Annotated in this window: 24 protein-coding genes and 1 pseudogene; 12 read left to right on the forward strand and 13 right to left on the reverse strand. The window is 73.2% G+C overall.

Features of this window, described 5'->3' with window-relative positions; genetic code table 11:
- Positions 1–34: 34 nt before the first annotated feature.
- Entirely contained in the window at positions 35–1,612 is a 1,578-nt protein-coding gene (locus ACWD5O_RS25465) for an MDR family MFS transporter (RefSeq protein ID WP_354963756.1), read from the reverse strand.
- Between the two features lie 112 nt (positions 1,613–1,724).
- On the opposite strand from ACWD5O_RS25465, the pseudogene ACWD5O_RS25470 reads away from it, so the two are divergent.
- Positions 1,725–2,373: pseudogene (locus ACWD5O_RS25470) on the forward strand (TetR/AcrR family transcriptional regulator); the annotation flags it as partial.
- Here the strand turns inward: ACWD5O_RS25470 and ACWD5O_RS25475 are convergent.
- Complete coding sequence (locus ACWD5O_RS25475; protein ID WP_387326208.1) at positions 2,349–2,858, reverse strand: GNAT family N-acetyltransferase; 510 nt, start codon at positions 2,856–2,858, stop codon at positions 2,349–2,351. The pseudogene ACWD5O_RS25470 and the gene ACWD5O_RS25475 overlap by 25 nt on opposite strands.
- Positions 2,855–3,076, reverse strand: a complete 222-nt coding sequence (locus ACWD5O_RS25480; protein ID WP_172899197.1) for a biotin/lipoyl-binding carrier protein — start codon at positions 3,074–3,076, stop codon at positions 2,855–2,857. The genes ACWD5O_RS25475 and ACWD5O_RS25480 overlap by 4 nt, the downstream gene beginning before the upstream one ends.
- A 220-nt stretch (positions 3,077–3,296) precedes the next feature.
- On the opposite strand from ACWD5O_RS25480, the gene ACWD5O_RS25485 reads away from it, so the two are divergent.
- Entirely contained in the window at positions 3,297–3,371 is a 75-nt protein-coding gene (locus ACWD5O_RS25485) for a 50S ribosomal protein bL37 (RefSeq protein ID WP_372433306.1), read from the forward strand.
- Positions 3,372–3,488: 117 nt separating this feature from the next.
- On the opposite strand, the gene rsrA is transcribed toward ACWD5O_RS25485, so the two are convergent.
- The 5 genes from rsrA to ACWD5O_RS25510 form a co-directional block, all read right to left on the reverse strand.
- The gene (gene rsrA / locus ACWD5O_RS25490; RefSeq protein WP_089019138.1) at positions 3,489–3,776 is read right to left on the reverse strand and encodes a mycothiol system anti-sigma-R factor; all 288 of its coding nucleotides are present in this window, start codon (positions 3,774–3,776) and stop codon (positions 3,489–3,491) included.
- A gap of 1 nt (position 3,777) precedes the next feature.
- Complete coding sequence (locus ACWD5O_RS25495) at positions 3,778–4,605, reverse strand: sigma-70 family RNA polymerase sigma factor (RefSeq protein ID WP_354963753.1); 828 nt, start codon at positions 4,603–4,605, stop codon at positions 3,778–3,780.
- A gap of 226 nt (positions 4,606–4,831) precedes the next feature.
- A complete protein-coding gene (locus ACWD5O_RS25500; RefSeq protein WP_450086771.1) occupies positions 4,832–5,449 on the reverse strand; it encodes an alpha/beta hydrolase family protein in 618 nt (205 codons plus the stop codon).
- A gap of 48 nt (positions 5,450–5,497) precedes the next feature.
- On the reverse strand, positions 5,498–5,890 hold the full coding sequence (locus ACWD5O_RS25505) for a WhiB family transcriptional regulator (RefSeq protein ID WP_450086772.1): 393 nt from the start codon (positions 5,888–5,890) through the stop codon (positions 5,498–5,500).
- Between the two features lie 194 nt (positions 5,891–6,084).
- On the reverse strand, positions 6,085–6,795 hold the full coding sequence (locus ACWD5O_RS25510; RefSeq protein ID WP_450086773.1) for an SOS response-associated peptidase: 711 nt from the start codon (positions 6,793–6,795) through the stop codon (positions 6,085–6,087).
- 101 nt (positions 6,796–6,896) lie between these two features.
- On the opposite strand from ACWD5O_RS25510, the gene aroA reads away from it, so the two are divergent.
- From aroA to ACWD5O_RS25530, 4 genes are all read left to right on the forward strand, one after another.
- Complete coding sequence (aroA, locus tag ACWD5O_RS25515; protein ID WP_450086774.1) at positions 6,897–8,198, forward strand: 3-phosphoshikimate 1-carboxyvinyltransferase; 1,302 nt, start codon at positions 6,897–6,899, stop codon at positions 8,196–8,198.
- Positions 8,199–8,319: 121 nt separating this feature from the next.
- On the forward strand, positions 8,320–9,330 hold the full coding sequence (rsgA, locus tag ACWD5O_RS25520) for a ribosome small subunit-dependent GTPase A (RefSeq protein WP_450086775.1): 1,011 nt from the start codon (positions 8,320–8,322) through the stop codon (positions 9,328–9,330).
- A gap of 28 nt (positions 9,331–9,358) precedes the next feature.
- The gene (gene hisN, locus ACWD5O_RS25525) at positions 9,359–10,177 is read left to right on the forward strand and encodes a histidinol-phosphatase (RefSeq protein ID WP_450086776.1); all 819 of its coding nucleotides are present in this window, start codon (positions 9,359–9,361) and stop codon (positions 10,175–10,177) included.
- Positions 10,178–10,203: 26 nt separating this feature from the next.
- A complete protein-coding gene (locus tag ACWD5O_RS25530) occupies positions 10,204–11,091 on the forward strand; it encodes a hypothetical protein (RefSeq protein ID WP_354963746.1) in 888 nt (295 codons plus the stop codon).
- Positions 11,092–11,121: 30 nt separating this feature from the next.
- On the opposite strand, the gene ACWD5O_RS25535 is transcribed toward ACWD5O_RS25530, so the two are convergent.
- Positions 11,122–12,321 (reverse strand): glycosyltransferase, encoded by a 1,200-nt coding sequence (locus ACWD5O_RS25535; protein ID WP_450086777.1) that lies wholly within the window; start codon positions 12,319–12,321, stop codon positions 11,122–11,124.
- Between the two features lie 236 nt (positions 12,322–12,557).
- Between ACWD5O_RS25535 and ACWD5O_RS25540 the strand changes: the two genes are divergently transcribed.
- The 3 genes from ACWD5O_RS25540 (at position 12,558) to ACWD5O_RS25550 (ending at position 15,017) form a co-directional block, all read left to right on the forward strand.
- The gene (locus ACWD5O_RS25540) at positions 12,558–13,556 is read left to right on the forward strand and encodes an SDR family oxidoreductase (protein ID WP_450086778.1); all 999 of its coding nucleotides are present in this window, start codon (positions 12,558–12,560) and stop codon (positions 13,554–13,556) included.
- A gap of 59 nt (positions 13,557–13,615) precedes the next feature.
- A complete protein-coding gene (locus ACWD5O_RS25545) occupies positions 13,616–14,356 on the forward strand; it encodes an ATP-binding protein (protein ID WP_450086779.1) in 741 nt (246 codons plus the stop codon).
- Between the two features lie 88 nt (positions 14,357–14,444).
- A complete protein-coding gene (locus ACWD5O_RS25550) occupies positions 14,445–15,017 on the forward strand; it encodes a DUF5709 domain-containing protein (protein ID WP_450086780.1) in 573 nt (190 codons plus the stop codon).
- A 6-nt stretch (positions 15,018–15,023) separates the two neighbouring features.
- Here the strand turns inward: ACWD5O_RS25550 and ACWD5O_RS25555 are convergent, their stop codons facing one another.
- On the reverse strand, positions 15,024–15,677 hold the full coding sequence (locus tag ACWD5O_RS25555) for a response regulator transcription factor (protein WP_354964003.1): 654 nt from the start codon (positions 15,675–15,677) through the stop codon (positions 15,024–15,026).
- 14 nt (positions 15,678–15,691) lie between these two features.
- Complete coding sequence (macS, locus tag ACWD5O_RS25560; RefSeq protein WP_450086781.1) at positions 15,692–16,825, reverse strand: MacS family sensor histidine kinase; 1,134 nt, start codon at positions 16,823–16,825, stop codon at positions 15,692–15,694.
- 120 nt (positions 16,826–16,945) lie between these two features.
- On the opposite strand from macS, the gene ACWD5O_RS25565 reads away from it, so the two are divergent.
- Positions 16,946–17,401 carry an ATP-binding protein gene (locus tag ACWD5O_RS25565; protein WP_450086782.1) on the forward strand — a complete coding sequence of 152 codons (456 nt, stop codon included), beginning with the start codon at positions 16,946–16,948 and terminating at the stop codon, positions 17,399–17,401.
- A gap of 25 nt (positions 17,402–17,426) precedes the next feature.
- Here ACWD5O_RS25565 and ACWD5O_RS25570 read toward each other — a convergent pair whose 3' ends face one another.
- Positions 17,427–18,365, reverse strand: coding sequence for a ribose-phosphate diphosphokinase (locus tag ACWD5O_RS25570; RefSeq protein WP_450086783.1), 939 nt, complete (start codon positions 18,363–18,365; stop codon positions 17,427–17,429).
- A 102-nt stretch (positions 18,366–18,467) separates the two neighbouring features.
- Between ACWD5O_RS25570 and glpK the strand changes: the two genes are divergently transcribed.
- Positions 18,468–19,952 (forward strand): glycerol kinase GlpK, encoded by a 1,485-nt coding sequence (gene glpK, locus ACWD5O_RS25575; RefSeq protein ID WP_450086784.1) that lies wholly within the window; start codon positions 18,468–18,470, stop codon positions 19,950–19,952.
- A gap of 92 nt (positions 19,953–20,044) precedes the next feature.
- On the opposite strand, the gene ACWD5O_RS25580 is transcribed toward glpK, so the two are convergent.
- Entirely contained in the window at positions 20,045–20,878 is an 834-nt protein-coding gene (locus ACWD5O_RS25580) for a phosphoribosylaminoimidazolesuccinocarboxamide synthase (RefSeq protein WP_354963737.1), read from the reverse strand.
- 152 nt (positions 20,879–21,030) lie between these two features.
- Between ACWD5O_RS25580 and ACWD5O_RS25585 the strand changes: the two genes are divergently transcribed.
- Entirely contained in the window at positions 21,031–22,362 is a 1,332-nt protein-coding gene (locus ACWD5O_RS25585; RefSeq protein WP_450086785.1) for an ABC transporter substrate-binding protein, read from the forward strand.
- Positions 22,363–22,391 lie beyond the last annotated feature (29 nt).

Raw genomic sequence — 22,391 nt, forward strand, 5'->3', positions numbered from 1 at the left:
CCCGGTGGGGCCAGCGCGGCGCGGGAGTTCCGGGTCAGGCGACCGGGGCCTTGCCGAGAGCGATCTCGGCCTCCTCCTCCGGGGTGGCCTGCGCCGGCGCCTCGTTCGCGGTGCGCAGCGGGATCTCTTTGATGAACCAGGCGAGCACCGGGATCACGACGGTGAACAGCACCGCCCAGAGGAAGACGTGCGAGATCGCGTCGGCGAGACCGCCGAGCACCAGTTCGCGCGCCTGGGCGGGCAGTTCCTTGAGCTTCGCCAGGTCCATCCCGCCGCCCTCGCCACCGAAGGCGCCGCCCGCGCTGGAGCCGGCCAGCCGGCTGGCGAAGATCGCGCCGAACAGGGAGATGCCGAACGAGCCGCCGATCGACCGGAAGAAGGTGGCCGCGCCACTGGCCGCGCCGAGGTCCTTCTGCTCCACGCTGTTCTGCGCGATCAGCATGGACGTCTGCATGAGGAAGCCCATGCCAGCGCCCAGCACGACCATGTACAGCGAGGACTGCAGCTTGCTCGTGTCGGTGTCGAGCATGGTCAGCAGCGCCATACCCGTGGCCATCACCACGCCACCGACGATCGGGTACACCCGGTACCTGCCGGTCTTCGTGATCGCCCGCCCGATGACCAGCGAGACGACCAGCATGCCGAACATCAGCGGCAGCAGCAGCAGGCCGCTGTTGGTGGCCGAGGCGCCCTGCACGGTCTGCTGGTAGAGCGGCAGGAAGTTCATCGCGCCGAACATCGCGAAACCGAGCAGGAAGCCGATCAGCGAGATCAGTGCGAAGTTGCGGTTGGCAAAGAGGGACAGCGGGAGGATCGGCTCGGCGACACGGCGCTCGACCAGGCCGAACGCCACCAGCGCGAGCACGGACAGTACGGCCAGGCCGAGGATCTGCGGGGACGACCAGTCGTACTCGTTGCCGCCCCAGGTGGTGATCAGCACGATCGCGGTGATGCCGACCGAGAGCAGCCCGGCGCCGAGCCAGTCGATCCGGTGCTCGGTGCGGTACTTCGGCAGGTGCATGGTGGTGATCAGCAGAAGCAGCGCGACGCCGCCCAGCGGCAGGTTCACGTAGAACGCCCAGCGCCACGAGAGGTGGTCGGTGATGAAGCCGCCGACCAGCGGGCCGGCCACCATGGCAATGGCCATGATCCCGGCGATCATGCCCTGGTAGCGCCCGCGCTCGCGGGGCGGGACCAGGTCACCGATGATCGCCATCACGCCGACCATGAGGCCGCCGGCGCCCAGACCCTGCACGGCCCGGAAGGCGATGAGCTGCACCATGCCGTCCTGGGGACCGCCCAGCATTCCGGAGCCGGCCATGCCGCAGAGCGCGGAGCCGAGCAGGAAGATGCCGACCGAGGTCAGGAAGACGGACTTGCGCCCGTAGAGGTCACCGAGCTTGCCCCAGATGGGGGTGGAGACGGTGGTGCCGAGGACGTACGCGGTGACCACCCACGTGAAGTGGTTGAGGCCGCCGAACTCGCCCACGATGCGCGGCAGCGCGGTGCTGACGATCATGTTGTCGAGCATTGCGAGCATCATCGCGATCATCAGCCCGAACAGCACGACCCGTACGTTGGGTCGCGCGCCGGCCTGGGTTGCCTGAGTCATGGGTAAGCTCCCCCCGAGGATTGCCGTACTTACTTGCCGCCCGGCTAGTCACCTTACTAGCCGCACGGTAAGTTGGGCGGCAAGTGACGGTCAAGCCAATTGGAGGGCGTGGGTGAGGGAGAGCACAGGCGGCACCCGCGAGCGGATCAAGGCCGTCGCGCTGGAGCTCTTCACCGAGCAGGGGTACGAGAAGACCTCGCTACGCGAGATCGCCGAGCGCCTCAACGTCACCAAGGCGGCGCTCTACTACCACTTCAAGAGCAAGGACGACATCGTCGCCAGCTTCGTCGAGGACCGGCTGGAGCGGATGGACGAGCTGACCGCCTGGGCCGAGTCGCAGCCGGCGACCCTGGCCACCCGGCGCGCGCTGATCTCCCGGTACGCCGACACGATGTTCGCCGGCGACCAGCCCTCGGTGATGCGCTTCTTCGAGCAGAACCAGACCGTGCTCAAGAGCCTCGCCTCCGGCCAGCAGATGCGCGGCCGGATGATGCAGTTGGCCAACGCGCTCTGCCGGGGCGACGACTCCCCCGTCGCCCAGCTGCGCGCCGTGCTGTCGCTGTTCGCCGTGCACAGCAGCTGGTTCGCCGTCCGGGCGCCGCACATCACCGACAACGAGCGCCGCCGGATCGCCCTGGAGGTGGCCGACGAGCTGCTGGCCGCCATCGGCGCGCAGCCCGACGAGAGTGGGACCCCGGCCGCCTCGGGCAGCTCGCAGGACTGACCGGCCGGCGGCTCAGCCCCGGGGCAGCTCCAGCCGCAGGCCGAGCAGGTCCACGCCCGGCGCCGGCGCCCAGTCCTTCTCCGGGCAGCGAACGAAGCCGAGCCGCTCGTACAGCCGGTGCGCCGAGACGGCCATCCCCGCACGGACGCAGATCACCACGGCCGCGCAGCCCAGCTCGGCCGCGCGGTCGACGCACGCCTGGGCCAGCGCCGCGCCAACGCCCCGGCCCTGCGCGGCCGGGTCGACCGCGAGCATCCGGAACTCCGCCTCACCCGGGCCGGACAGCTCGGCGAACGGGGTGCCCGACAGCACGAAGGTGACCGAGCCGAGCACCGCCCCGGTCGCCTCGTCCACCGCCACCAGCACCTCACCGCTGGTGGCCCGGGTCGACACGTCGGCCAGCACCGCGCCGTACCCGTGCTCGCCCTTGAGCTGGCCGTCCGCCTCGTACGCGGCCACGGTCAGCTGAGCCACCGCCGGAAAGTCGCCCGGGTCGGCGCGCCGGACCAGCAGGCCGCTCAATCGATCACCGCGATGAGGTCGCCGTCCTGCACGACATCGCCCTCGTTGACGGCGAGCTGCTTGACCACACCGTCGGACTCGGCGATGACCGGGATCTCCATCTTCATCGACTCCAGGATCACCAGGGTGTCGCCCTCGGACACGGTGTCGCCGGTCGACGCGACGACCTTCCAGACGTTCGCCACCATCTCGGCGCGGATCTCCTCGGCCATGTCCAGGCCCTCCCTTTTCCCGATGTGCCTGCCGACGTATCCAATCATGCGGCGACCGACGGTGGGCCCGGAGCGGCGGCCCGGGTGCCGCGACCGCCCCGCCGGAAGGCGTCGGGTGCCGGCCGCACTACCATCAGCGGGTCGGACCCGACGCCGGGCGGCCGGTGGGTACACCGGCGCCGAGGCCGCGCGCAGGGCGGATCCGACCCATCACGAGGAGGTCAGCATGGCGAAGAAGTCCCGGAAGAAGAAGGCACGGAAGAAGAACGCCGCAAACCACGGCAAGCGTCCCAACTCCTGAACGCGCCGACGGGCCGACGGCCCGTCACCGGCCAGACCAACCCGGCGGACGCCGGGTACGCCGGTGGCCCGGGTCGAGATCGACCCGGGCCACCGGTTTCGTTCGTCGGGCCGACGCTCAGTCGGCGAGTTCGCGGGAGTCGCTGGTCTCGAAGACCACCAGCTCGGTGAGCTTAACCCGCAGCCGCTCGCGCAGCTCGTCCGGCGCGGTCTCGTTGCCGCAGCAACGCGCCACCAGCGCCCGCACCTCCTGCTCGAGCCCGTACTCGCGCAGGCACGGCCCGCACTCGTCCAGGTGGTGCCGGATCAGCGTGCGCCGCTCGTCGGCGCACTCCAGATCCAGGTAGAGGTAGACCTCCGCGAGCACCTCACGGCAGTCCGTCTCGTGCGGCTCCCCACAGCTCACGTCACACCTCCCGGCCGGCAGCGGCAGCGGTCGAACCCTTCGAGGAACGGGCCGCACTGAAGCCTCGCTCCCCGGCGTACTGCTCGAGCAGCTTGCGCAGATTACGACGGCCCCGGTGCAGGCGCGACATCACCGTGCCGATCGGCGTACCCATGATGTCGGCGACCTCCTTGTAGGAGAAGCCCTCGACGTCGGTGAGGTAGACGGCGAGCCGGAACTCCTCCGGCAACTGCTGGAGGGCCTCCTTGACGTCGCTGTCCGGCAGCCGGTCCAGGGCCTCGGTCTCCGCCGAGCGCAGCCCACTGGAGGTGTGCGACTCGGCCTCGGCCAGCTGCCAGTCGGTGATCTCCTCGGTGGGCGCCTGGATCGGCTGGCGCTGCCGCTTGCGGTAGGAGTTGATGTAGGTGTTGGTCAGGATCCGGTAGAGCCAGGCCTTCAGGTTGGTGCCCTGCTCGAACTGGTGGAAGGCGGCGTACGCCTTCAGGTAGGTCTCCTGGACCAGATCCTCGGCATCCGCCGGGTTACGCGTCATCCGTAGCCCAGCAGCGTAGAGCTGATCGACGAATGGCATCGCGTCCCGCTCGAAACGGGCCCTGCGCTCGTCCGTCTTCTCGGTGGTCAACCGCACATCCCCTCGCGTCGGATGCTTTCCCGCCGAGGATACGCGCACGGACCTGCCCACAGATTCACTTCCGGCCGGTGTGCCCGTGCTCACCGCACCCGCCCCGCCCGGTCCCGCCGTCGCGGGCCAGTCCGGGCCATCCAGCAGCTGCTTCAGCTGCCGGGCGTCCCGCTCGTCCCGTTCCCGGCTCCGTGTTTCGGTCGGCACCGGCCACCCCCTCGCAGAAAAGTCGTCCGGGGGTAGTAACGCGAGAAGACGGGTGGGGCATTCCGGCCGGCCCTCCCGTTCCTGGCCCCGGCCCCGGCGACGGCCGGCGCTGGGACCAGGAAGGGCCTGGGAGGATTTGGCCCCGCCCGCCCGAATCCGGTAGGCGGCGCCACCGGATGCAACGACCCGCGCCCGGCACCGGACACGGTTCGCCCGGCCGACCGGGTCAGCCTGCCGCCCAGCCCTGGGCGCGGAGCCAGTCCCGCACCGCGGCCGCCGTACCGGCCGGATCTTTGCGCAGGTCGTGCGTCTCCCCCGGCCGGGTCACCACCTGCACGGCCGGCCCCGGCTCCGGCACCCCGAACGGATCCCGGTCGCCGTTGACCACCAGTGTCGGCAGCCCGGTGGCCAGCTCGGCGGCCCGGGAGCGCTCCGGTCGCCCGGGCGGGTGCAGCGGAAAGGCCAGCGCGACGACGCCGGCCGCACCCACCGCGCGGGCCGTCCGACAGGCCACCCGAGCGCCGCTGGAGCGACCGCCGACGAGCAGCGTCGGGACGTTGGGCTGCCGGTCGCGCAACGCGGCGAGCACCGCCGTCCAGGCGTCGTCGAGGTGCCCGGCGGGAGCCGGCGCGCGGCTGCCGGCGACCCGGTAGGGCTGGGTCACCCGCACCACCGCCAGACCGACCGCGACGGCCGCGTCACGCACCGCGAGCAGGTCGGGGGCGTCCACGCTGCCGCCCGCACCGTGCCCGAGCACCAGCAGGGCGGCGGCCGGCCCGATCGGCAGGTCGGTGTCGATCCGCGCCGGACCGCGCGTGGTCCCGATCTCGTCGCTGGGCAGCACGGGCCCATTCTGCGCCGCCCCGTCCGGCGCCCGGGACGGGACCGGTGGTCAGCTAAGCGGGACCAGAGTGAGCAGACGGTCCCGCGCCGGCGGGCCCGCCTCGTCCACGGCGTCCGGATCCGGTTCGACCTGGCCGCGCCAGGCCACCAGCATCGCCCGCCGCTCGCGGGGCGTCGTGGCGCCCCACACGCCGTGACAGTCACCCACCTCCAGCGCCCAGGCCAGACAGGACCCCTGGACGTCGCAGCTGCGGCACAGCGCGACGGCGGCGTCCGCCGGCTCGTTCGGCGCCGGAAAGAACGTTTCCGGATCGACGCTCTGGCATGTCCCTCTGGTGCGCCAGGCGTCATCCTGTCGGCGTTCCCGCAAGGCCCGCAGCAGTCGCGGATCTCGCCGCGCCGCGGCCACCTCGTGCGGACGGGGCATACGCGCCCGTGTCATTCACCCACCTCCCCCGTGGGACCGGCAAGATCGGTGGATGTCGTCCGCCCCGTGCGAATCGACACCCACTACCGGCGCTGTGTTCTATCGCACTTACGGACGCCGAGACAAGGGCCTGCCGGGAAGATGACTGAACGGCCAGGCGACGAATCGCGCAACCCCGGCAAATCGGCGCCCGACGATGCGCACAGGCCTCAGAACAGGGTCAGCTCCTGCGCAGCCGTCGTCGGTGCCAGCGGCACCCGGGCGATCAACTGCGGCCCGTCGTTGCGGACGTCACCCACGGCCGGCCCGACCGGACGGATCTCCAACCGGGCCAGCTGGTCGGTCGCCGGCGGGGCGAGCAACCGGTCCGGCTCCCCGGTCGGCGCCAGCCACGACGACCACCGCTCGGGCGGCAGCAGCACCGGCATCCGGTCGTGCACCTCGGCCAGCTCACCGAGCGCCGCGGTGGTCAGCACGCTGAAGGTGAGCCGGGATTCGGCCCCGGACTCCCAGATCGACCAGATCCCGGCCAGGGCGAGCACCGAGCCGTCGGTGGGGGTCATGTAATACGCCTGCCGCCCCCCGTCGGGTTGGCGGACCCACTCGTACCAGCCGTCGGCCGGGACCAGGCAGCGGCGACGGGCGAACGCCCCGGCGTACGCCCGGCTGGTGGCGACCGTCTCCAACCGCGCGTTGATCATGCGGGCCGCGCCGGCGGCCGATCGCGACCAGTGCGGCAGGAGGCCCCAGCGGCCGGCGCAGAGACTGCGGTGCCCCTCGGGGGTGACCCGGACCAGCGGCACCGGGTCGGTCGGCGCGACGTTGTGGTCCGGCCGGATCCGGCCGTCGGTGTCGTCGGACGACTCGAACAGCGCGCTCAGCTCGCCGGAGCTCCGGGTCGTCGCGTACCTGCCGCACATGGGCACACGCTAACCCGTCGACGGCCCGCCGGCTGTCCCGCCAACCGGGAGCAGGACCGCCGGTCACCGCCGCCCACCGGCCGACACGGCAGAATGTAACCGTGGGGAACCTGACAGCAACCCGGCCGCCGCAGCCGTGGACCGCACCGACCGCCTCCGATCCGGTGGCGGCCACGCTGCGCCTGCCCGGGTCCAAGTCGATGACCGCGCGCGCCCTGGTGCTCAGCGCGCTGGCCGCCGGCCCGTCGACACTGGCCGGGCCGCTGCGCGCCCGGGACACCGAGCTGATGGCGGCCGGCCTACGGGCGATGGGCGCGCACGTGTCGATCAGCGACGACGAGCGCTGGCTGGTCCGGCCGCACCCACTGGTCGGCCCGGCCCACGTGGACGTGGGGCTGGCCGGCACGGTGATGCGGTTCGTGCCGCCGGTGGCGGGGCTGGCCGACGGCCGGATCACCTTCGACGGTGACCCGCAGGCCCGCATCCGGCCACTCGGCCCGCTGATCGGCGCGCTGCGCTCGCTGGGTGTCCGGATCGACATCACCGGCGCGGGCAGCCTGCCGCTGACCGTGCTCGGCGCCGGCCGGATCACCGGCGGCGAGGCGGTGATCGACGCCTCCGCCTCCAGCCAACTGGTCTCCGGGCTGCTGCTGGCCGCCCCGCGCTTCGACCAGGGTGTCGTGGTGCGGCACGTCGGCCCGCCGGTGCCGTCCGCCCCGCACCTGCGGATGACGGTGCAGATGCTGCGCGCCGCCGGCGCGGCCGTCGACGACACCACCCCCGACGTGTGGACCGTCGAGCCCGGCCCGCTCGCCGGTCGCGGCTGGGAGATCGAGCCGGACCTCTCCGGCGCGGTGCCGTTCTTCGCCGCCGCGCTGGTCACCGGCGGCGAGGTCACCCTCCAGGGCTGGCCGCGCAGCAGCGCACAGCCGGTCGAGCAGCTACGCTCGCTGCTGCACCGGATGGGCGGCGAGGTGACTCTCTCCACCACCGGGCTGACCGTCCGGGGCTCCGGCGTGGTGCACGGCCTCACCGCCGACCTCTCCGACGTGAGCGAGCTGACCCCGGCGCTGACCGCGCTGGCCATGCTGGCCGACTCGCCGTCGTTCTTCACCGGCATCGGGCACATCCGCGGCCACGAGACCGACCGGCTGACCGCGCTGGCCCGGGAGTTCGCCGCACTCGGCGCCGACGTCACCGAGGCGCCCGACGGGCTGGAGATCCGGCCCCGGCCGCTGCGCGGCGGCGTGTTCCACACCTACCACGACCACCGGATGGCACACGCCGCCGCGGTGGCCGGGCTGGCCGTGCCGGGCATCGAGGTGGACGACGTCGGGTGTACCTCCAAGACCATGCCCGAGTTCCCGGCACTATGGTCAGCGATGGTGACCGGCAAGAGCTGACGCGAGAAGAGGACAGGTCCTGGCGACCAAACGGCGGGAGTACGACGAGGACGACGTACGGGTCCGGCCCGGGAAGTCCTCGCGCCCGCGTACGCGCACCCGACCCCGGCACGCCGACGCGGTGGACGGCTTCGTCATCGCCGTCGACCGGGGGCGCTACACCTGCGTGCTGTCCGGGGCCGAGCGCGGCGTGGTCGGTGCCGAACTGCCCACGGTCACCGCGATGCGGGCCCGTGAGCTGGGCCGCAAGTCGGTGGTGGTGGGCGACCGGGTCAGCCTCGTCGGGGACACTTCCGGCGCGGAGGGCGCTCTCGCCCGCATCGTCCGGATCGCCGAACGCCGCTCGGTGCTGCGCCGCACCGCCGACGACGACGAGACCACCGCCGAGGGCCGGCTGGAGCGGGTGGTGGTGGCCAACGCCGACCAGTTGGTGATCGTCAGCGCGCTGGCCGACCCGCCGCCGCGCACCGGGTTCATCGACCGCTGCCTGGTGGCCGCGTACGACGCGGACGTCGAGCCCCTGCTCTGCCTCACCAAGGCCGACCTGGCCGGCCCGGACGAGGTGCTGGGCTACTACACCGAGCTGGAGCTGCCGTACGTGCTCAACCGCCCCGACTCCGACCTGGACGCCCTGCGCGCGCTGCTCGCCGGCCGGGTGTCGGTGCTGGTCGGGCACTCCGGGGTGGGCAAGTCGACGCTGGTCAACCGCCTCGTCCCGGACGCAGCCCGGGCGGTCGGCGTGGTCAGCGCGATCGGTCGTGGCCGGCACACCTCCACCAGCGCGGTGGCGCTGCGACTGCCGCCGGTGCCCGGCGTCGACACCGACCCGGGGTGGATCATCGACACCCCGGGGATCCGCAGCTTCGGGCTCGCCCACGTCTCCGCCGACAGCCTGCTGCACGGCTTTCCCGACCTGGTCGAGGGCACCGTCGACTGCCCGCCCAACTGTCCGCACACGGCTGACGAGGCCGACTGCGGACTGGACGCCTGGGTGGCCGCCGGCAAGGCCGATCCGCGCCGGCTGGCCTCGTACCGCCGGTTGCTCGCCTCCCGGGCCGGCGAGGGCGACCAGCGCGGCGAGACCGACCAGCGCGGCCCCGGCGAGGGTGACCGGCGCGGCCCGGACGAGTGACCCGTCGGGTGTCGGCTAGGTTGCCGGCATGACCGGGTACGCCGACGACCTCGCCCTCGCCCACCTGCTCGCCGACCGGGCCGACGCCATCTCCACGGCCCGGTTCCGCGCGCTCGACCTGCGGGTCGAGGCGAAGCCCGATCTGACCCCGGTCTCCGACGCGGACACCGCCGTGGAGCGGGAGATCCGGGCGCTGCTGGCCGAGCACCGGCCGGCCGACGGGTTGCTCGGCGAGGAGTACGGCGACCAGCCGGCCGCCGCTCCGGACGGCCGGCGGTGGATCATCGACCCGATCGACGGCACCAAGAACTTCGTCCGCGGAGTGCCGGTCTGGGCCACCCTGATCGCGCTCTTCGACGCGGACCGGCCGGTGGTCGGCGTGGTGTCCGCTCCGGCGCTGGGACGACGCTGGTGGGCGAGCCTCGGCGCGGGCGCGTACGCCGGGCCGGGCCCCGCCGCCGGCGAGCGGATCGGAGTCTCCGCCGTTCGGCGGCTCGCCGACGCCAGCTTCTGCTACTCGTCGCTCACCGGCTGGGAGCGCGCCGGCCGGCTCGACGCGATGCTCGACCTGATGCGGTCCAGTTGGCGCAGCCGGGCGTACGGCGACTTCTACGGCTACATGCTGTTGGCCGAGGGCGCACTGGACGTGATGGTCGAGCCGGAACTGTCGCTGTGGGACATGGCGGCGCTGGTCCCCATCGTCACCGAGGCGGGTGGCACGGTCACGGATCTGGCCGGTCGACCGGCTCCGACTGGCGAGCCGGGCACCGAGAGCAGCCTGGTGGCCACCAACGGTGTGCTGCATGCCGACATCCTCGCCCGGCTCGATCGACCAGCCGCGCGCTGACCCCCGGCAGCCTCTATCCTCGCCAGGTGGTCTCCTCCGGCTGGTGCTTCCTCGCGGCAATGATCGTCGCGTACGGCGTCGCCAACCTGCTTCAGTCGGTGGCCGCGGCCCGCACCACGGTGCACCACACCTTCGATCCGGGCCTGCTGCTGCGGCTGGCCGGGCACCGGACGTATCTGGTGGGGCTGAGCTGCCAGATCGGCGGGTTCGTGCTCGCGTTCCTGGCCCGGCGTGACCTGCCGCTGTTCCTGGTCCAGGCGAGCGTGGCCGCCGGGCTCGGGGTGACCGCCATCCTCGGCGTGGTGGTGTTGAAGTGGCGGTTACCGGTGGCCGAGGTGGCGCTGCTGGCCCTGCTCTTCGCCGGGATCACCGCGCTGGTGCTGGCCGCCCGGCCGGCGCCGTCCCGGCAGCTCGGCACCGCCGGCTCGGTCGCCCTGCTGGTGGCGCTCGGCGTGATCGCGGTGCTCGGCTTCTTCGCCGTCCGGCTGCACGGGGCGCCCGGTTCGGTGGCCCTCGGCTCGTTGGCCGGGCTGGCGTTCTCCTCGGCCGCGGTGGCCGCCCGGCCACTGGCCTCCGCGCCGTCCGCCGAGGCGTTCCTCGCCGACCCGCTGCTCTACCTGCTCATCGTCCACTCGATCGTCGGTCAGCTGCTGCTCGGCCTGGCCATGCAGCGCGGCTCCACCACCGCCGCGGTCGCCGCGATGGACGCCGCGGGGGCGGTGCCGGCGGCGATCGTCGGCCTCCTGCTGCTCAACGACAAGATCTGGCCGGGTCGGGAGTGGCTGGCCGCGGTCGGCTTCCTGGTCACCCTCGCCTCGGTGATCGGGCTGACGCGGTACGCGGAGCCGCAGCACCACCACGCGAAGGCGCGCCGCCGCGACCGCGCCATGGTGGGCGTCGGCCAGCCCGGCTGACCAGCACACACCCCACGTCCGGCGCCGCGCTCAGGCTTCGACCGGTTTGCGGCGGCTCACCACCCGCTCGTAGAGGCGTTCCAGCGCACCGGCGGTCCGTTCCCACGTGTAGCTGCTCCGGACCCGGTCCACCGCGGCGTGGCCGTACGCGAACCGCCCGGCGTTGTCGGCGAGCAGCCGGCGCAGGGAGACCCCGAGGGTCCGTACGTCGCCGGGCGGCACCAGCCGGCCGGTGACCTCGTCGACGACCGCGTCCGCCAGCCCGCCCATCGCGTAGCCGACCACCGGCACGCCGCAGGCCATCGCCTCGAGCGAGACCCGCCCGGCCGACGAGTAGTGCGGCGTGCAGGCCACCACGTCCGCCGACCGGTACCAGGTGGCCATCTGGTCGTGCGGCACCGCGCCGACGAGCCGTACCTGGTCGGCCACGCCGACCTGTTCGGCCAGCTCGCGCAGCCGGCGCGCCTCGGTGTGGTTGGCCAACTGGTCGGCCATCGGCCCGCCGGCGATCACCAGCTCGGCGTCGCCGACCAGTCGCATCGCCCGGATCAGGTCCTCCTGGCCGTGTCCGGGGGAGAGCCCGCCGACGGAGAGGATCCGCGACCGCTGCTCGCGGGGCGCCGCCTCACCGTCGGGGTGGAACTGCTCGGTGTCCACCCCGGCCGGCACCATCGCCACCGAGCTGCGTTGCAGGCCCATCCGGGTCAGCTCGTCCACCTCGTCGTTGCACTGGGCGACCGCGATGTCCACCGCTCGGGTCAGCGCGCGTTCCAGCGGGATCCGCTCTCCCGGCCCGTCGTATCGGCCGCCCAGGTGGCGCAGCTGCTCGACGCCGAGCGAGTGGAAGGTCTGCACCACCGGGAGGTCGGTCTCCCGGACCGCGTGCGCGGCGGCCAGGCCGCCGATCCAGTAGTGCCCGTGCACCACCTCGGGCCGCCAGGCGCCGGCCCACTCGTCGGTCAGCCAACGGCCGAACTCCGTCACGTGGGGGATCAGCTCGGCGGTGGGCAGCGGGGCGGGTGGGCCGGCTGAAACCCGATGCACCTGGTAGCCGTCGACGTCCATCGTCACCGGCAGCTTCGGGTCGTCCCGACGCTCGTAGAGCCGGACGTCGTGACCTCGGCCGGCCAGCTCGGCGGCGACCCGCGCGATGTGCTGTTGGGTGCCGACCGGCGGGCCGTCGGCGTGCCGGTACGAGCTGGTGTGCGCGCAGACGAGGCCGACGCGCATGGGTCACCTCCCTGCGATCTTTCCTCGGCAGTGGTCCTCCCGGTCAGAGCGTCCCATTAACCGGGTGACCGGGAGCCGAAACCTGGCAGATCGGAACAGTCCCCGCAGGTGCCACCGACACTTGCGCCACGACAATCACGACAGCCTCCCGGCGCGGCTCCGCCGGGAGGCTCTCCCGCGTTGATCGACCAACGGCCGGTGGTATGACCGGGCCCTACCGGGGGTACGGCTCAGGAATGCCGCTGACCCGCAGCCTCGACGATTCGACCGTGGTGATCACCGGCGCCTCCAGCGGGATCGGCACGGCCACCGCGTACGCGCTGGCCCGCCGGGGCGCCGCCGTCGTGCTGGCCGCCCGCAGTGAGCCGGCGCTGCGGCAGGTCGCCCAACACTGCCGGCAACTGGGCGGCCGGGCGCTGGCCGTACCGACCGACGTGACCGACCTGGAGTCGGTGCAGCGGCTGGCTGATCGGGCGGCGGCCGAGTTCGGGCGGATCGACGCGTGGGTGAACAACGCCGCGGTCGGGGTCGTGGGGCTGTTCGACGAGATCCCGGTCGCCGAGTTCCGACGGGTGGTGGAGGTGAACCTGCTCGGCGCGGTGCACGGCATCAAGGCCGCGCTCCCGCACCTCGGCGCGGCCGGCGGAGGCGTGCTGGTCAACAACGCCTCGGTGCTGGCCGAGGTGGCGATGCCGTACCAGTCGGCGTACAACGCCACCAAGCACGGCATCCGCGGGCTGGCCGACACCGTCCGGCAGGAACTACGGGTCACCGGCCGGGGGCAGATCTCCGTCTGCACCGTGCTCCCGGCGACCATCGACACCCCGTTCTTCCGGCACGCGGCCAACCACAGCGGCCGCGAGCTGCTGCCGCCACCGCCGGTGTACCCGCCGGAGGTGGTCGCCGAGACCATCGTCCGGCTGCTGCGCCGCCCCCGCCGCGAGGCGTACGCCGGCGGCGCCGCCCGGCTGCTCGGCCTGCAGTGGCGGCTCGCACCGGCGCTCATGGAGCGCACCCTCGGCTGGTACGCCCACCGGACCCAGTTCGGCCCCGGCGCGCGGATGGACAGCAGCGGCAACGTGTTCCACGCCGATGCTCAGGGCCGCCGGAACGGTGGCTGGCACGGCCGGCGGCGCCAGCTGGTACGAATGACCGCCGCGTTCGGGCTCGCCGCCGCCGGCACCGCGGTCGGCACGATGGCGGCGATCACCCGCCGGTCCCGGTTGACCCGCTGATGACGGGTATCGGGCGGCCGGATGCGACCTCCGTCGTACGGGCGCACAATGGGGCGATCATGCCGACCGACGTGCGTTGTCTGGTGGAGATCGACGAGTCGTCCGGGGTGGTCCGGCTGACCGGAGTGCTCGACGCGGCCGGCGCCGACACCGTCCGGGCCGCGCTGCTGGCCCGCCTCTGCGACCGACCTGGCACGGTGGTGGCCGACGTGACCGGGTTGCGGGTCGCCGACCAGGTCGGGCGGGGCGTCTTCGCCGAGATCCGCCGGGAGGTCGCCGACTGGCCCGCCGCGGACCTGCTGCTCTGCGACCCGGCGATCTCCGGGTCCGGCGGTGCCGACGCCGCACTGACCGGCGTCCCGGCCTGGCCCACCCTGGACGGCGCGCTGGCGGCGGCGCCACTGGCGGCGGTCCTCACCGCTGAGCTCGCCCCGACCGTCGGCGCCGCCCGGCAGGCCCGCGAGCTGGTCGCCACCGGCTGCCAGCACTGGGACGTGCGGACCCTGGCCGAACCGGCGAGCCTCGCGATCACCGAGATGGTCAACAACGTGGTGGCGCACGCCCGGACCCCGATGACCGTCCGGCTCGCTCCCCAGGCGGGCACCCTGCGTGTGGCGGTTCGCGACCACTCCCCCCTCCGACCCGCGTTCGCCGGGCCGGCCCCACCGACCCGGGCCGGCGGGCGGGGCCTGCTGCTGATCGACACGGTGGCCCGTCGGTGGGGCAGCAGCCCGGTACCGGACGGGAAGGTCGTCTGGTGCGTGCTGCACCCCGATGACGAACCCGGCCCCGCCGGCTGACGGGTTGTTCCCGCCCTGGTGTCCGGCTCGCCACCACACGGCCGGCAGCCCCCGGTTACGGCGGCAGGGCAGCGGGTAGTGATCAGACATGCGCGACAACGAGTACCCGACCCCCGTGTCCGACACCGAGGCGGACGGCCTGCCCGGCACCGCCGACGACGACTCGACGGCCAACGACGATGTGTTCACCGGGCGCGAGGCGGACGGCCCGGACCCGGCCCAGCTGCCCGGCGACCGGACGCCGGTGGCGGTGGACCGGTTCGGGACCACCGCCGAGGAACAGCTCGACGGTGAGTCGTTGGACTACAAGCTCGACCGAGAGGTCTACGAGCGCCCGGTGGACGACCCGTTGGCCGGCACGATCGACCCGAAGATCGCCTTCGAGGCCGACAACCTGGAAGCCGCGGCCGAGGCCCAGTTGGATGCCGACGTGATGAACCCCGGTCCGACCTCGGACCCGAACTCGCCGGTCTCCCTCTACGACCACGGCCAGCTCGGCACGGTGGCCGACGCCACGGTGGGCCGGCTGGTGGAACCGGACGAGGGGGCGCACACCGACCAGGAAACCGACTCCGTGGCGTACGACGCTGGTTCGGCGGGCGGCGGGGCGAGCGCCGAGGAGCTGGCCATCCACGAGACGGAGCCGCCGCGCTCGGTCTGAGCGGGTTCAGTCGTCCAGGCCCCGCTCGATGGCGTACCGGGTCAGCTCGACCCGGTTGTGCAGTTGCAGCTTGCCCAGCGTGTTCTGCACGTGGTTCTGCACGGTGCGGTGCGACAGCCCGAGCCGCTGCGCGATCTGCTTGTACGACACCCCCTTGGCCACCAGGCGCAGCACCTCCGTCTCCCGGTCGGTGAGGCGCGGCGCCCCGGGCTCCGCGCCGCCGGCCGCCCCGGCGTCCGACCCCGGCCCGGCGGCCAACCGGCGGTACTCGCCGAGGACCAGCCCGGCCAGGCCGGGAGTGAACACCGGATCGCCGGCAGCCGTGCGGCGCACCGCGTCGAGGAACTCGGCCGGCGCCGTCGACTTCACCAGGTACCCGGTGGCCCCCGCCTTGACCGCGTCCAGCACGCTCTGCTGCTCGCCGCTGGCGCTGAGCATCAGCACCCGCACCTCCGGCAGCACCACGCGCAGCCCGCGGACCACCTCGACGCCGGAGACATCCGGCAGTTGCAGGTCGAGGACGACCACGTCCGGTCGGGCGGCGGGGGCCACCCGGATCGCCTGCCGCCCCTCGCCGCTGGTGGCCACCACCAGGAAACCGGCCTCGGTCAGGTCACGGGCCACTCCCTCGCGCCACATCGGGTGGTCGTCGACCACCATCACCCGCACCGGGGTCACGGCTCCGCCCTCGGCACGGTCAGCTCGATCTCGGTGCCGGCCTCGGGGGCCGACAGGATCCGGACCGTCCCGCCCAGGTCCGCCATCCGGCCCCGGATCGACTGGGTCACGCCGAGCCGCCCCTGGGCGGCCGCCTCTGCCAGCCGGCCGTCCGGGATGCCCGGCCCCTCGTCGCGGATCGACACGGTAACGGTCGCCCCCTCGTCCTCGATCAGCACCCAGGCCCGCCCGTCGGCATGCCGCCCCACGTTGTCCAGCGCCGCGCCGGTCGCGGCGGCCAACTCCCCGGCCACCTGCCGGGGCAGCGACACCGGGGTGGCCGGCGCGGAGAGCGACACCGCCGGTGAGGCGTACCGGCCGAGCAGCGTCCGAAGATCCACCGTGCCGGCCGCGTCCGGGGCGGTGGGGTCGGCCGGGGCGGCGCCGGCGATCAGCGCGCGCAGGGCGGCTTCCTGCTCACCGGCCAGGCGGGCCAGCTCGCCGGCCTCGCCGGGCAGGTCGGCGCCGCGCCGCTGCACCAGGGCCAGCACCTGGAGAACCGAGTCATGGATGCCCCGGGCCAGCCGCTCCCGCTCCCGGGTGGCCGCCTCCAGCTCCACCGCGCGTTGCAGCCGCTCCTCGGCGGTCGCCGCGAGCCGGGCCACATGCCCGACCACCACTCCGGCGAGCAGCATCAGGATCACCCCGGTGAACGAGGACTGGCCGATCCGTTCCCGGGTGGCCAGGTCCGCGCCGGCGACCAGCAGCGCGGCCACGGTGCCCCGCCGGCGGCCACCGGAGACCGCCCAGGCCAGAACCGGGCCCGCCATCCAGGCCACCCCCAGGGTGGGCACGCCGGTGGCGAGCGCCGCCCGGCCGACAACCCACGGGGTCGCCAACACGATGGCCATCACCACCCCGAGGTCGGCCAGCAGCAGCGGCCAGCGCCGCCAGGCCGGGCGGGCGTAGCCGATCGCGGTCGCCGCCGTCCAGGCGATCATCACCAGGACCAGGGCCGCGACGACGAACGGGTGGGCGTACCGGTCGGCGTCGCGTACCGCGAGCACGCCGACGTACGCCAGGGACGCGAACCGGAACACCGCGAGCGCCCGCCAGAGCGGCACCTCGAATCCACCCGATGGCGACGGCATGGCGGTCAGGATGCCACAGTCCGACCAGCCGGGCGGCCGGCAGCGAGTGCGGTTCGGGAAACCCTGACGTACGGTGGAAAAGCCGCGAAATTCTCCGAGATCCGCCGTCGGGACGGGGCCATGACGAACGCAGATCCGCACGCACCGCGTACGGTTGTGCCCATCGAACCTGCCCTCCTGATCGCCGATGCCTTCGACCAGGCCCAGGTGACCGAGATCCGCCACTCGGTCACCTCCTGCGCGCACGCCTGCGGGCTGATCGGCCAGCGGCTCGACGACTTCGTGCTGGCGGTCAACGAGCTGATCACCAACGCCGTGCGGCACGGCGGCGGGCGAGGGTGGCTGCGGCTCTGGCAGGAGCCGGGGACGCTGGTCTGCGAGGTTGCCGACCACGGGCACGGAATCAGCGCACAGCGCCTGGGCGACCGCCGGCGGCCGGCCCCGGACACCGCGGGCGGCTGGGGCCTCTGGCTGGCCCGCGAGCTGACCGACGCCATGGAGGTGGCCACCGGCACCGCCGGCACCACCGTCCGCATCACCTCAGCCCTCACCATCCGCAACCGCACCGCCCTCTGACCCCCGCCCACCACCGTCGTGGGGCTCAGGCGAAGAGCGCGGAGACGGATTCGCCGTTGTGGATCCGGCGCATCGCCTCGGCCAGGGCCGGGGCCACCGAGAGGACCTGGAGTTCGGGGACCCGCTTGTCGGTCGGGATGGGCACCGTGTTGGTGCAGACGATCTCCAGTACGCCGGGCTGATCGCTGAGTCGCCGCAGCGCGTCGCCGGAGAAGAGGCCGTGCGTGCAGGCCAACCGGATCGAGCGGACCTTCAGGCCACGCAGGTGCTCCATCAGCTCGACGACCGTGCTGCCCTTGGCGATCTCGTCGTCCAGCACGATGACGTCCTTGTCGGTCACCTCACCGATCACCGCGCTGATCTTGACCAGGTCGTCGCTGAACCGTTGCTTCGCCCCCGCCGCGACCGGCGTGCCGAGCAGCCGGGCGAAGGCCGCGGCCTCCTTGGCGTTACCCAGGTCGGGCGAGACGACGACGGTGTTGCTGAGGTCGTAGCGCCGGAAGTGGGCGGCGAGCTCGCGCAGCGCGTGCAGGTGATCCACGGGGACGCTGAAGAAGCCATGCACCTGGGGCGAGTGCAGGGTCATCGCGAGCACCCGGTCGGCGCCGGCCGAGGTGAGCAGGTCGGCGACGAGCCGGGCGCCGATCGAGATCCGCGGCGCGTCCTTCTTGTCGGAGCGGGCGTACGCGTAGTGCGGCAGCACCACCGTGATCCGGCCGGCGGACGCCCCCCGGGCGGCGTCGATCATCAGCAGCAGCTCGACCAGGTGCTCCTGCACGGGCGGCACCAATGGCTGGATCAGGAAGACGTCCCGCTCCCGGCAGTTGGCCTGCAGTTGCACTTCCAGGCAGTCGTTGGCGAACCGGGAGACCCGCACGGGATGCAGCGGCACCCCCAGGTGGGCGCAGATCTCGGCGGCGAGGTCGGGATGGGCGGTTCCACTGAAAACGGCGATGTCGCGCACGTTCGCACATCGTAGGCGAAGCGGTCGGCGCAGGACGGCGGCGGGCCGCAACCGACCGTGACGCCGGTCGCACCGCGCGGCGGGTCCGGGTACGGTGCTGCGGTGACCCCCCAGTACGTCGCCGCCATCGATCAGGGCACCACCTCCTCGCGGTGCATCGTCTTCGACCGGGCCGGGGAGATCGTCGCCGTGGCCCAGCGCGAGCACCGGCAGATCTTTCCCCGACCCGGCTGGGTGGAACACGACGCCGAGGAGATCTGGGACAACGTCCAGCAGGTCGTCCAGAAGGCGTTGCGGTCGGCCGGCACCGACACGGCCGGGCTGGCCGCGGTCGGCATCACCAACCAGCGGGAGACGACCGTGGTCTGGGACCGGGCCACCGGACGGCCGGTGGCCAACGCGGTGGTCTGGCAGGACACCCGGACCGGGCCGCTGCTGCGCGAGCTGGAGGTGGCGTACGGCGAGGAGCTGTTCCGGACCCGCACCGGCCTCCCGCTGGCCACCTACTTCGCCGGGCCGAAGCTGCGCTGGCTGCTGGACGAGGTGGACGGCCTACGCGAGCGCGCCGAGCGCGGCGAGGTGCTCTTCGGCACCATGGACAGCTGGCTGATCTGGAAGCTGACCGGCGAGCACGTCACCGACGTGACCAACGCCAGCCGGACCATGCTGATGGACGTCGCCACCCTGGCCTGGGCCCCGGAGCTGCTGGACGCGATGGGCGTGCCGGCGGCCATGCTGCCGGAGATCCGCAGCTCCGCCGAGGTGTACGGCACCGCCACCGGGGTGCTGGCCGGAGTGCCGGTGGCCAGCGCGCTCGGCGACCAGCAGGCCGCCCTGTTCGGCCAGACCTGTTTCCAGCCGGGCGAGGCGAAGTGCACCTACGGCACCGGCAGCTTCCTGCTGCTCAACACCGGGGCCAGCCCGGTCCCGTCGACGCACGGCCTGCTCACCACGGTCGCCTACCGGATCGACGGCCAGCCGGCGGCGTACGCGCTGGAGGGCGCGATCGCGGTCACCGGTTCGCTGGTGCAGTGGCTCCGGGACAACCTCGGTCTGATCTCGACCGCCGGGGAGGTGGAGGAACTCGCCCGCACCGTGGACGACAACGGCGGCTGCTACGTGGTGCCGGCGTTCTCCGGGCTTTTCGCCCCGCACTGGCGCAGCGACGCGCGTGGCGTGATCGCCGGGCTGACCGGCTACATCAACAAGGGGCACCTGGCGCGGGCGGTGCTGGAGGCGTCGGCGTGGCAGACCCGCGAGGTGGTGGACGCGATGAACGCCGACTCCGACGTGGCGCTGCGCCGGCTCCGGGTGGATGGCGGGATGACCGCGAACCGACTGCTCATGCAGTTCCTCGCGGACGTGCTCGACGTGCCGGTGGTCCGCTCCCGGATCACCGAGACCACCTGCCTTGGCGCTGCGTACGCGGCCGGCCTCGCGGTCGGCTTCTGGCCGGACCTGGCCACCCTGCGCGAGCAGTGGCGCTCGGACGCGCAGTGGGAGCCGGCCATGGCCCCCGAGTTGCGAGACCGGGAGCTGCACAACTGGCGCAAGGCCGTGCGGCGCACCCTCGACTGGGTGGAGTGAGCCTCGCTCGCGGGCCCTCGGTGCGCCGGGTTCCCGGTGCGCGACGGTGACCCGACGCGTCGAAGACAGCGTCGTACCACGCCCCGCCCGGCTCAGCTCCAGCGGTTACCGGTGAGCTTCTCGTAGACCTCGACGTAGCGGGCCCGGGTCGCCTCGACCACCTCGGCCGGCATGTCCGGCGCCGGACCCTGCTTGTCCCAGCCGCTGCCGGTGGCCCAGTCCCGCACGTACTGCTTGTCGTACGAGAACTGCACCCGCCCGGGCTGGTACGACTCGGCCGGCCAGAACCGGGACGAGTCGGAGGTGAGCAGCTCGTCGGCGAGGACCAGGGTGCCGTCCGGCGCCCAGCCCAGCTCGATCTTGGTGTCGGCGACCAGGATGCCCCGGTCGGCGGCCAGTTCCGCCCCGTGCCGGTAGATGTCGATGGTGATCTGCCGCAGCCGCTCGGCGGTGGCCTGGCCCACCTTGTCCACCACGTCGGCGAACGTGATCGGCTCGTCGTGCTCGCCCACCGGGGCCTTGCTCGACGGCGTGAAGATCGGCTCGGGCAGGATCGACGCCTCGCCGAGCCCCCGGGGCAGCGGCACGCCGGAGACCGCGCCGGTGCGCTCGTACTCCCGCAGGCCACCGCCGGTGAGGTAACCCCGGGCCACGCACTCGACCGGGACCATGTCCAGCCGCTGGCAGCGGATCGCCCGCCCGGCGAACTCCGCCGGCACGTCGGCAGCCGAGATGACGTGGTTCGGCACCAGGTCGGCGAGCTGCTCGAACCACCACAGCGAGAGGGCGGTGAGCAGGCGACCCTTGTCCGGAATCGGCGTCGGCAGCGCCACGTCGTAGATCGAGATGCGGTCCGAGGCGACCAGGATCAGGTCGTCGCCGTCGGCGTAGACGTCCCGGACCTTGCCCGAGTGCAGAAGTTCCACGCGCCCTAGTACACCACGCGGCACCGGGACGCCCGCTTCGACCACCCGCGCTCGCCGTTGCGGGCAGCGGTGCCCGGACGCACGTTGACACCTTCCCGCGCCGCCTGCGTGAATGGTCCGACCGTCGCCACCCGCAGGTGCCAGGAGATCCCGTGCCCGCTGTTCGACCCCCGATCGACCGCCTCGATGCCGACCCGGGCCGGCGCCGAGTGCTGGGCGCGCTGCTCGGTGCTCCCCTGCTGGCCGCCGGCGGGCTGACCGGATGCAGCGACGGCCCCGCCACATCCACCGACGAGGGGCCGGTCGAGCTGTCGGTCTTCTGGTGGGGTGGGACGAAGCGGGCCGAGCTGACCGAGAAGGTGCTGCGGCTCTACTCGGAGCGCAACCCCCGGGTCACCTTCCGCGTCACCTGGCAGGGCGCCGACGGCTACTACGACCGGCTGGCCACCCAGGCGGCCGGCGGCAACGTGCCGGACCTGATCCAGCTCGACGACGCCGTGCTGACCGAGTACACCCAGCGCCAGATCGTCCTTGACCTCACCGAGCGGGTCGCCGACCACCGGTTGGACCTGCGCGGCCTGCCGGAGAGCCTGATCCGCTACGGCACGGTGGACGGGCGGACGATGGCGGTGGCCGGTGGGCAGACCCTCGCGGCGGTGGTGTTCAACCGGGACCTGCTGCGGGAGCTGAGGGTACCGGAGCCACGCGGCGGGATGCCCTGGGCGGACTACATCGCCTGGGCGGAACAGGTCACCGAGGCCAGCGACGGCCAGGTGGCCGGCACCATGGACGCGTCCGGCGACTACCGCGCGCTCTGGCTCTGGCTGCGCGCCCAGGGCGGCGAGTTCTACCGGGGACGCCAGCTCGGCTTCGGCGCGGACGAGCTGATCGGCTGGTTCGAGCTGTGGCAGCGCGCCCGGGCCGGGCGGGCCACGCCGGGCGCGGCGCTGGTCGAGCAGGCCGACAGCGGGGAGCCGGCCCGGCAACTGGTGGTCAGCGGGTTGACCGCCGCGTCCTTCGCCTGGTCCCACCAGCTGCCGGAGCTGCAACGGCTCACGGAGGCCGAGCTGGGCGTGGTCGGCTTCCCCGGCCCGCCGGGTGCGCAGTGGGCGCGGGCGTCGATGTACTGGGCGGCGTTCCGCGGCACCCGCCACCCGGACACCGTCATCGACGTGATCAACTTTCTGACCACGAACGGCGAGGCCGGCACCGTCCTCGGCCACGAACGCGGCCTCAACGCCAGCATCGCCGTGCGCCGCTACACCGAGGGCAGCATCACCGACCCGGCGCAGCAGCGGGCCGCCGCGTTCAACGCCAGCATCGCCGAACAGCTCGGGCCGGCACCGGCGCCACCACCGAAGGGGCACGCCAAGGTGCGTACCCTGCTCGTCACCGCCGCGGAGAGCATCCGCTCCGGGCGCGCCGGCACCCGCGCGGCCACCTCCCGTTTCATCGCCCAGGCCAACGCCGCCCTGGCGGCGTGACCACCGGCGGCGGCCGGTCGGCCGCCGCC

The organism is Micromonospora sp. NPDC005161 (assembly GCF_053599855.1).

Coding starts and splice junctions, on each gene's coding strand:
- hisN (WP_450086776.1), top strand. CDS start 9,359: ATGACCGGGTACGCCGACGACCTCGCCCTCGCCCACCTGCTCGCCGAC.
- ACWD5O_RS25540 (WP_450086778.1), top strand. CDS start 12,558: ATGCCGCTGACCCGCAGCCTCGACGATTCGACCGTGGTGATCACCGGC.
- ACWD5O_RS25465 (WP_354963756.1), bottom strand. CDS start 1,612: ATGACTCAGGCAACCCAGGCCGGCGCGCGACCCAACGTACGGGTCGTG.
- ACWD5O_RS25510 (WP_450086773.1), bottom strand. CDS start 6,795: ATGTGCGGCAGGTACGCGACGACCCGGAGCTCCGGCGAGCTGAGCGCG.
- macS (WP_450086781.1), bottom strand. CDS start 16,825: ATGCCGTCGCCATCGGGTGGATTCGAGGTGCCGCTCTGGCGGGCGCTC.
- ACWD5O_RS25565 (WP_450086782.1), top strand. CDS start 16,946: ATGACGAACGCAGATCCGCACGCACCGCGTACGGTTGTGCCCATCGAA.
- ACWD5O_RS25545 (WP_450086779.1), top strand. CDS start 13,616: ATGCCGACCGACGTGCGTTGTCTGGTGGAGATCGACGAGTCGTCCGGG.
- ACWD5O_RS25555 (WP_354964003.1), bottom strand. CDS start 15,677: ATGGTGGTCGACGACCACCCGATGTGGCGCGAGGGAGTGGCCCGTGAC.
- ACWD5O_RS25505 (WP_450086772.1), bottom strand. CDS start 5,890: ATGACACGGGCGCGTATGCCCCGTCCGCACGAGGTGGCCGCGGCGCGG.
- ACWD5O_RS25535 (WP_450086777.1), bottom strand. CDS start 12,321: ATGCGCGTCGGCCTCGTCTGCGCGCACACCAGCTCGTACCGGCACGCC.
- ACWD5O_RS25550 (WP_450086780.1), top strand. CDS start 14,445: ATGCGCGACAACGAGTACCCGACCCCCGTGTCCGACACCGAGGCGGAC.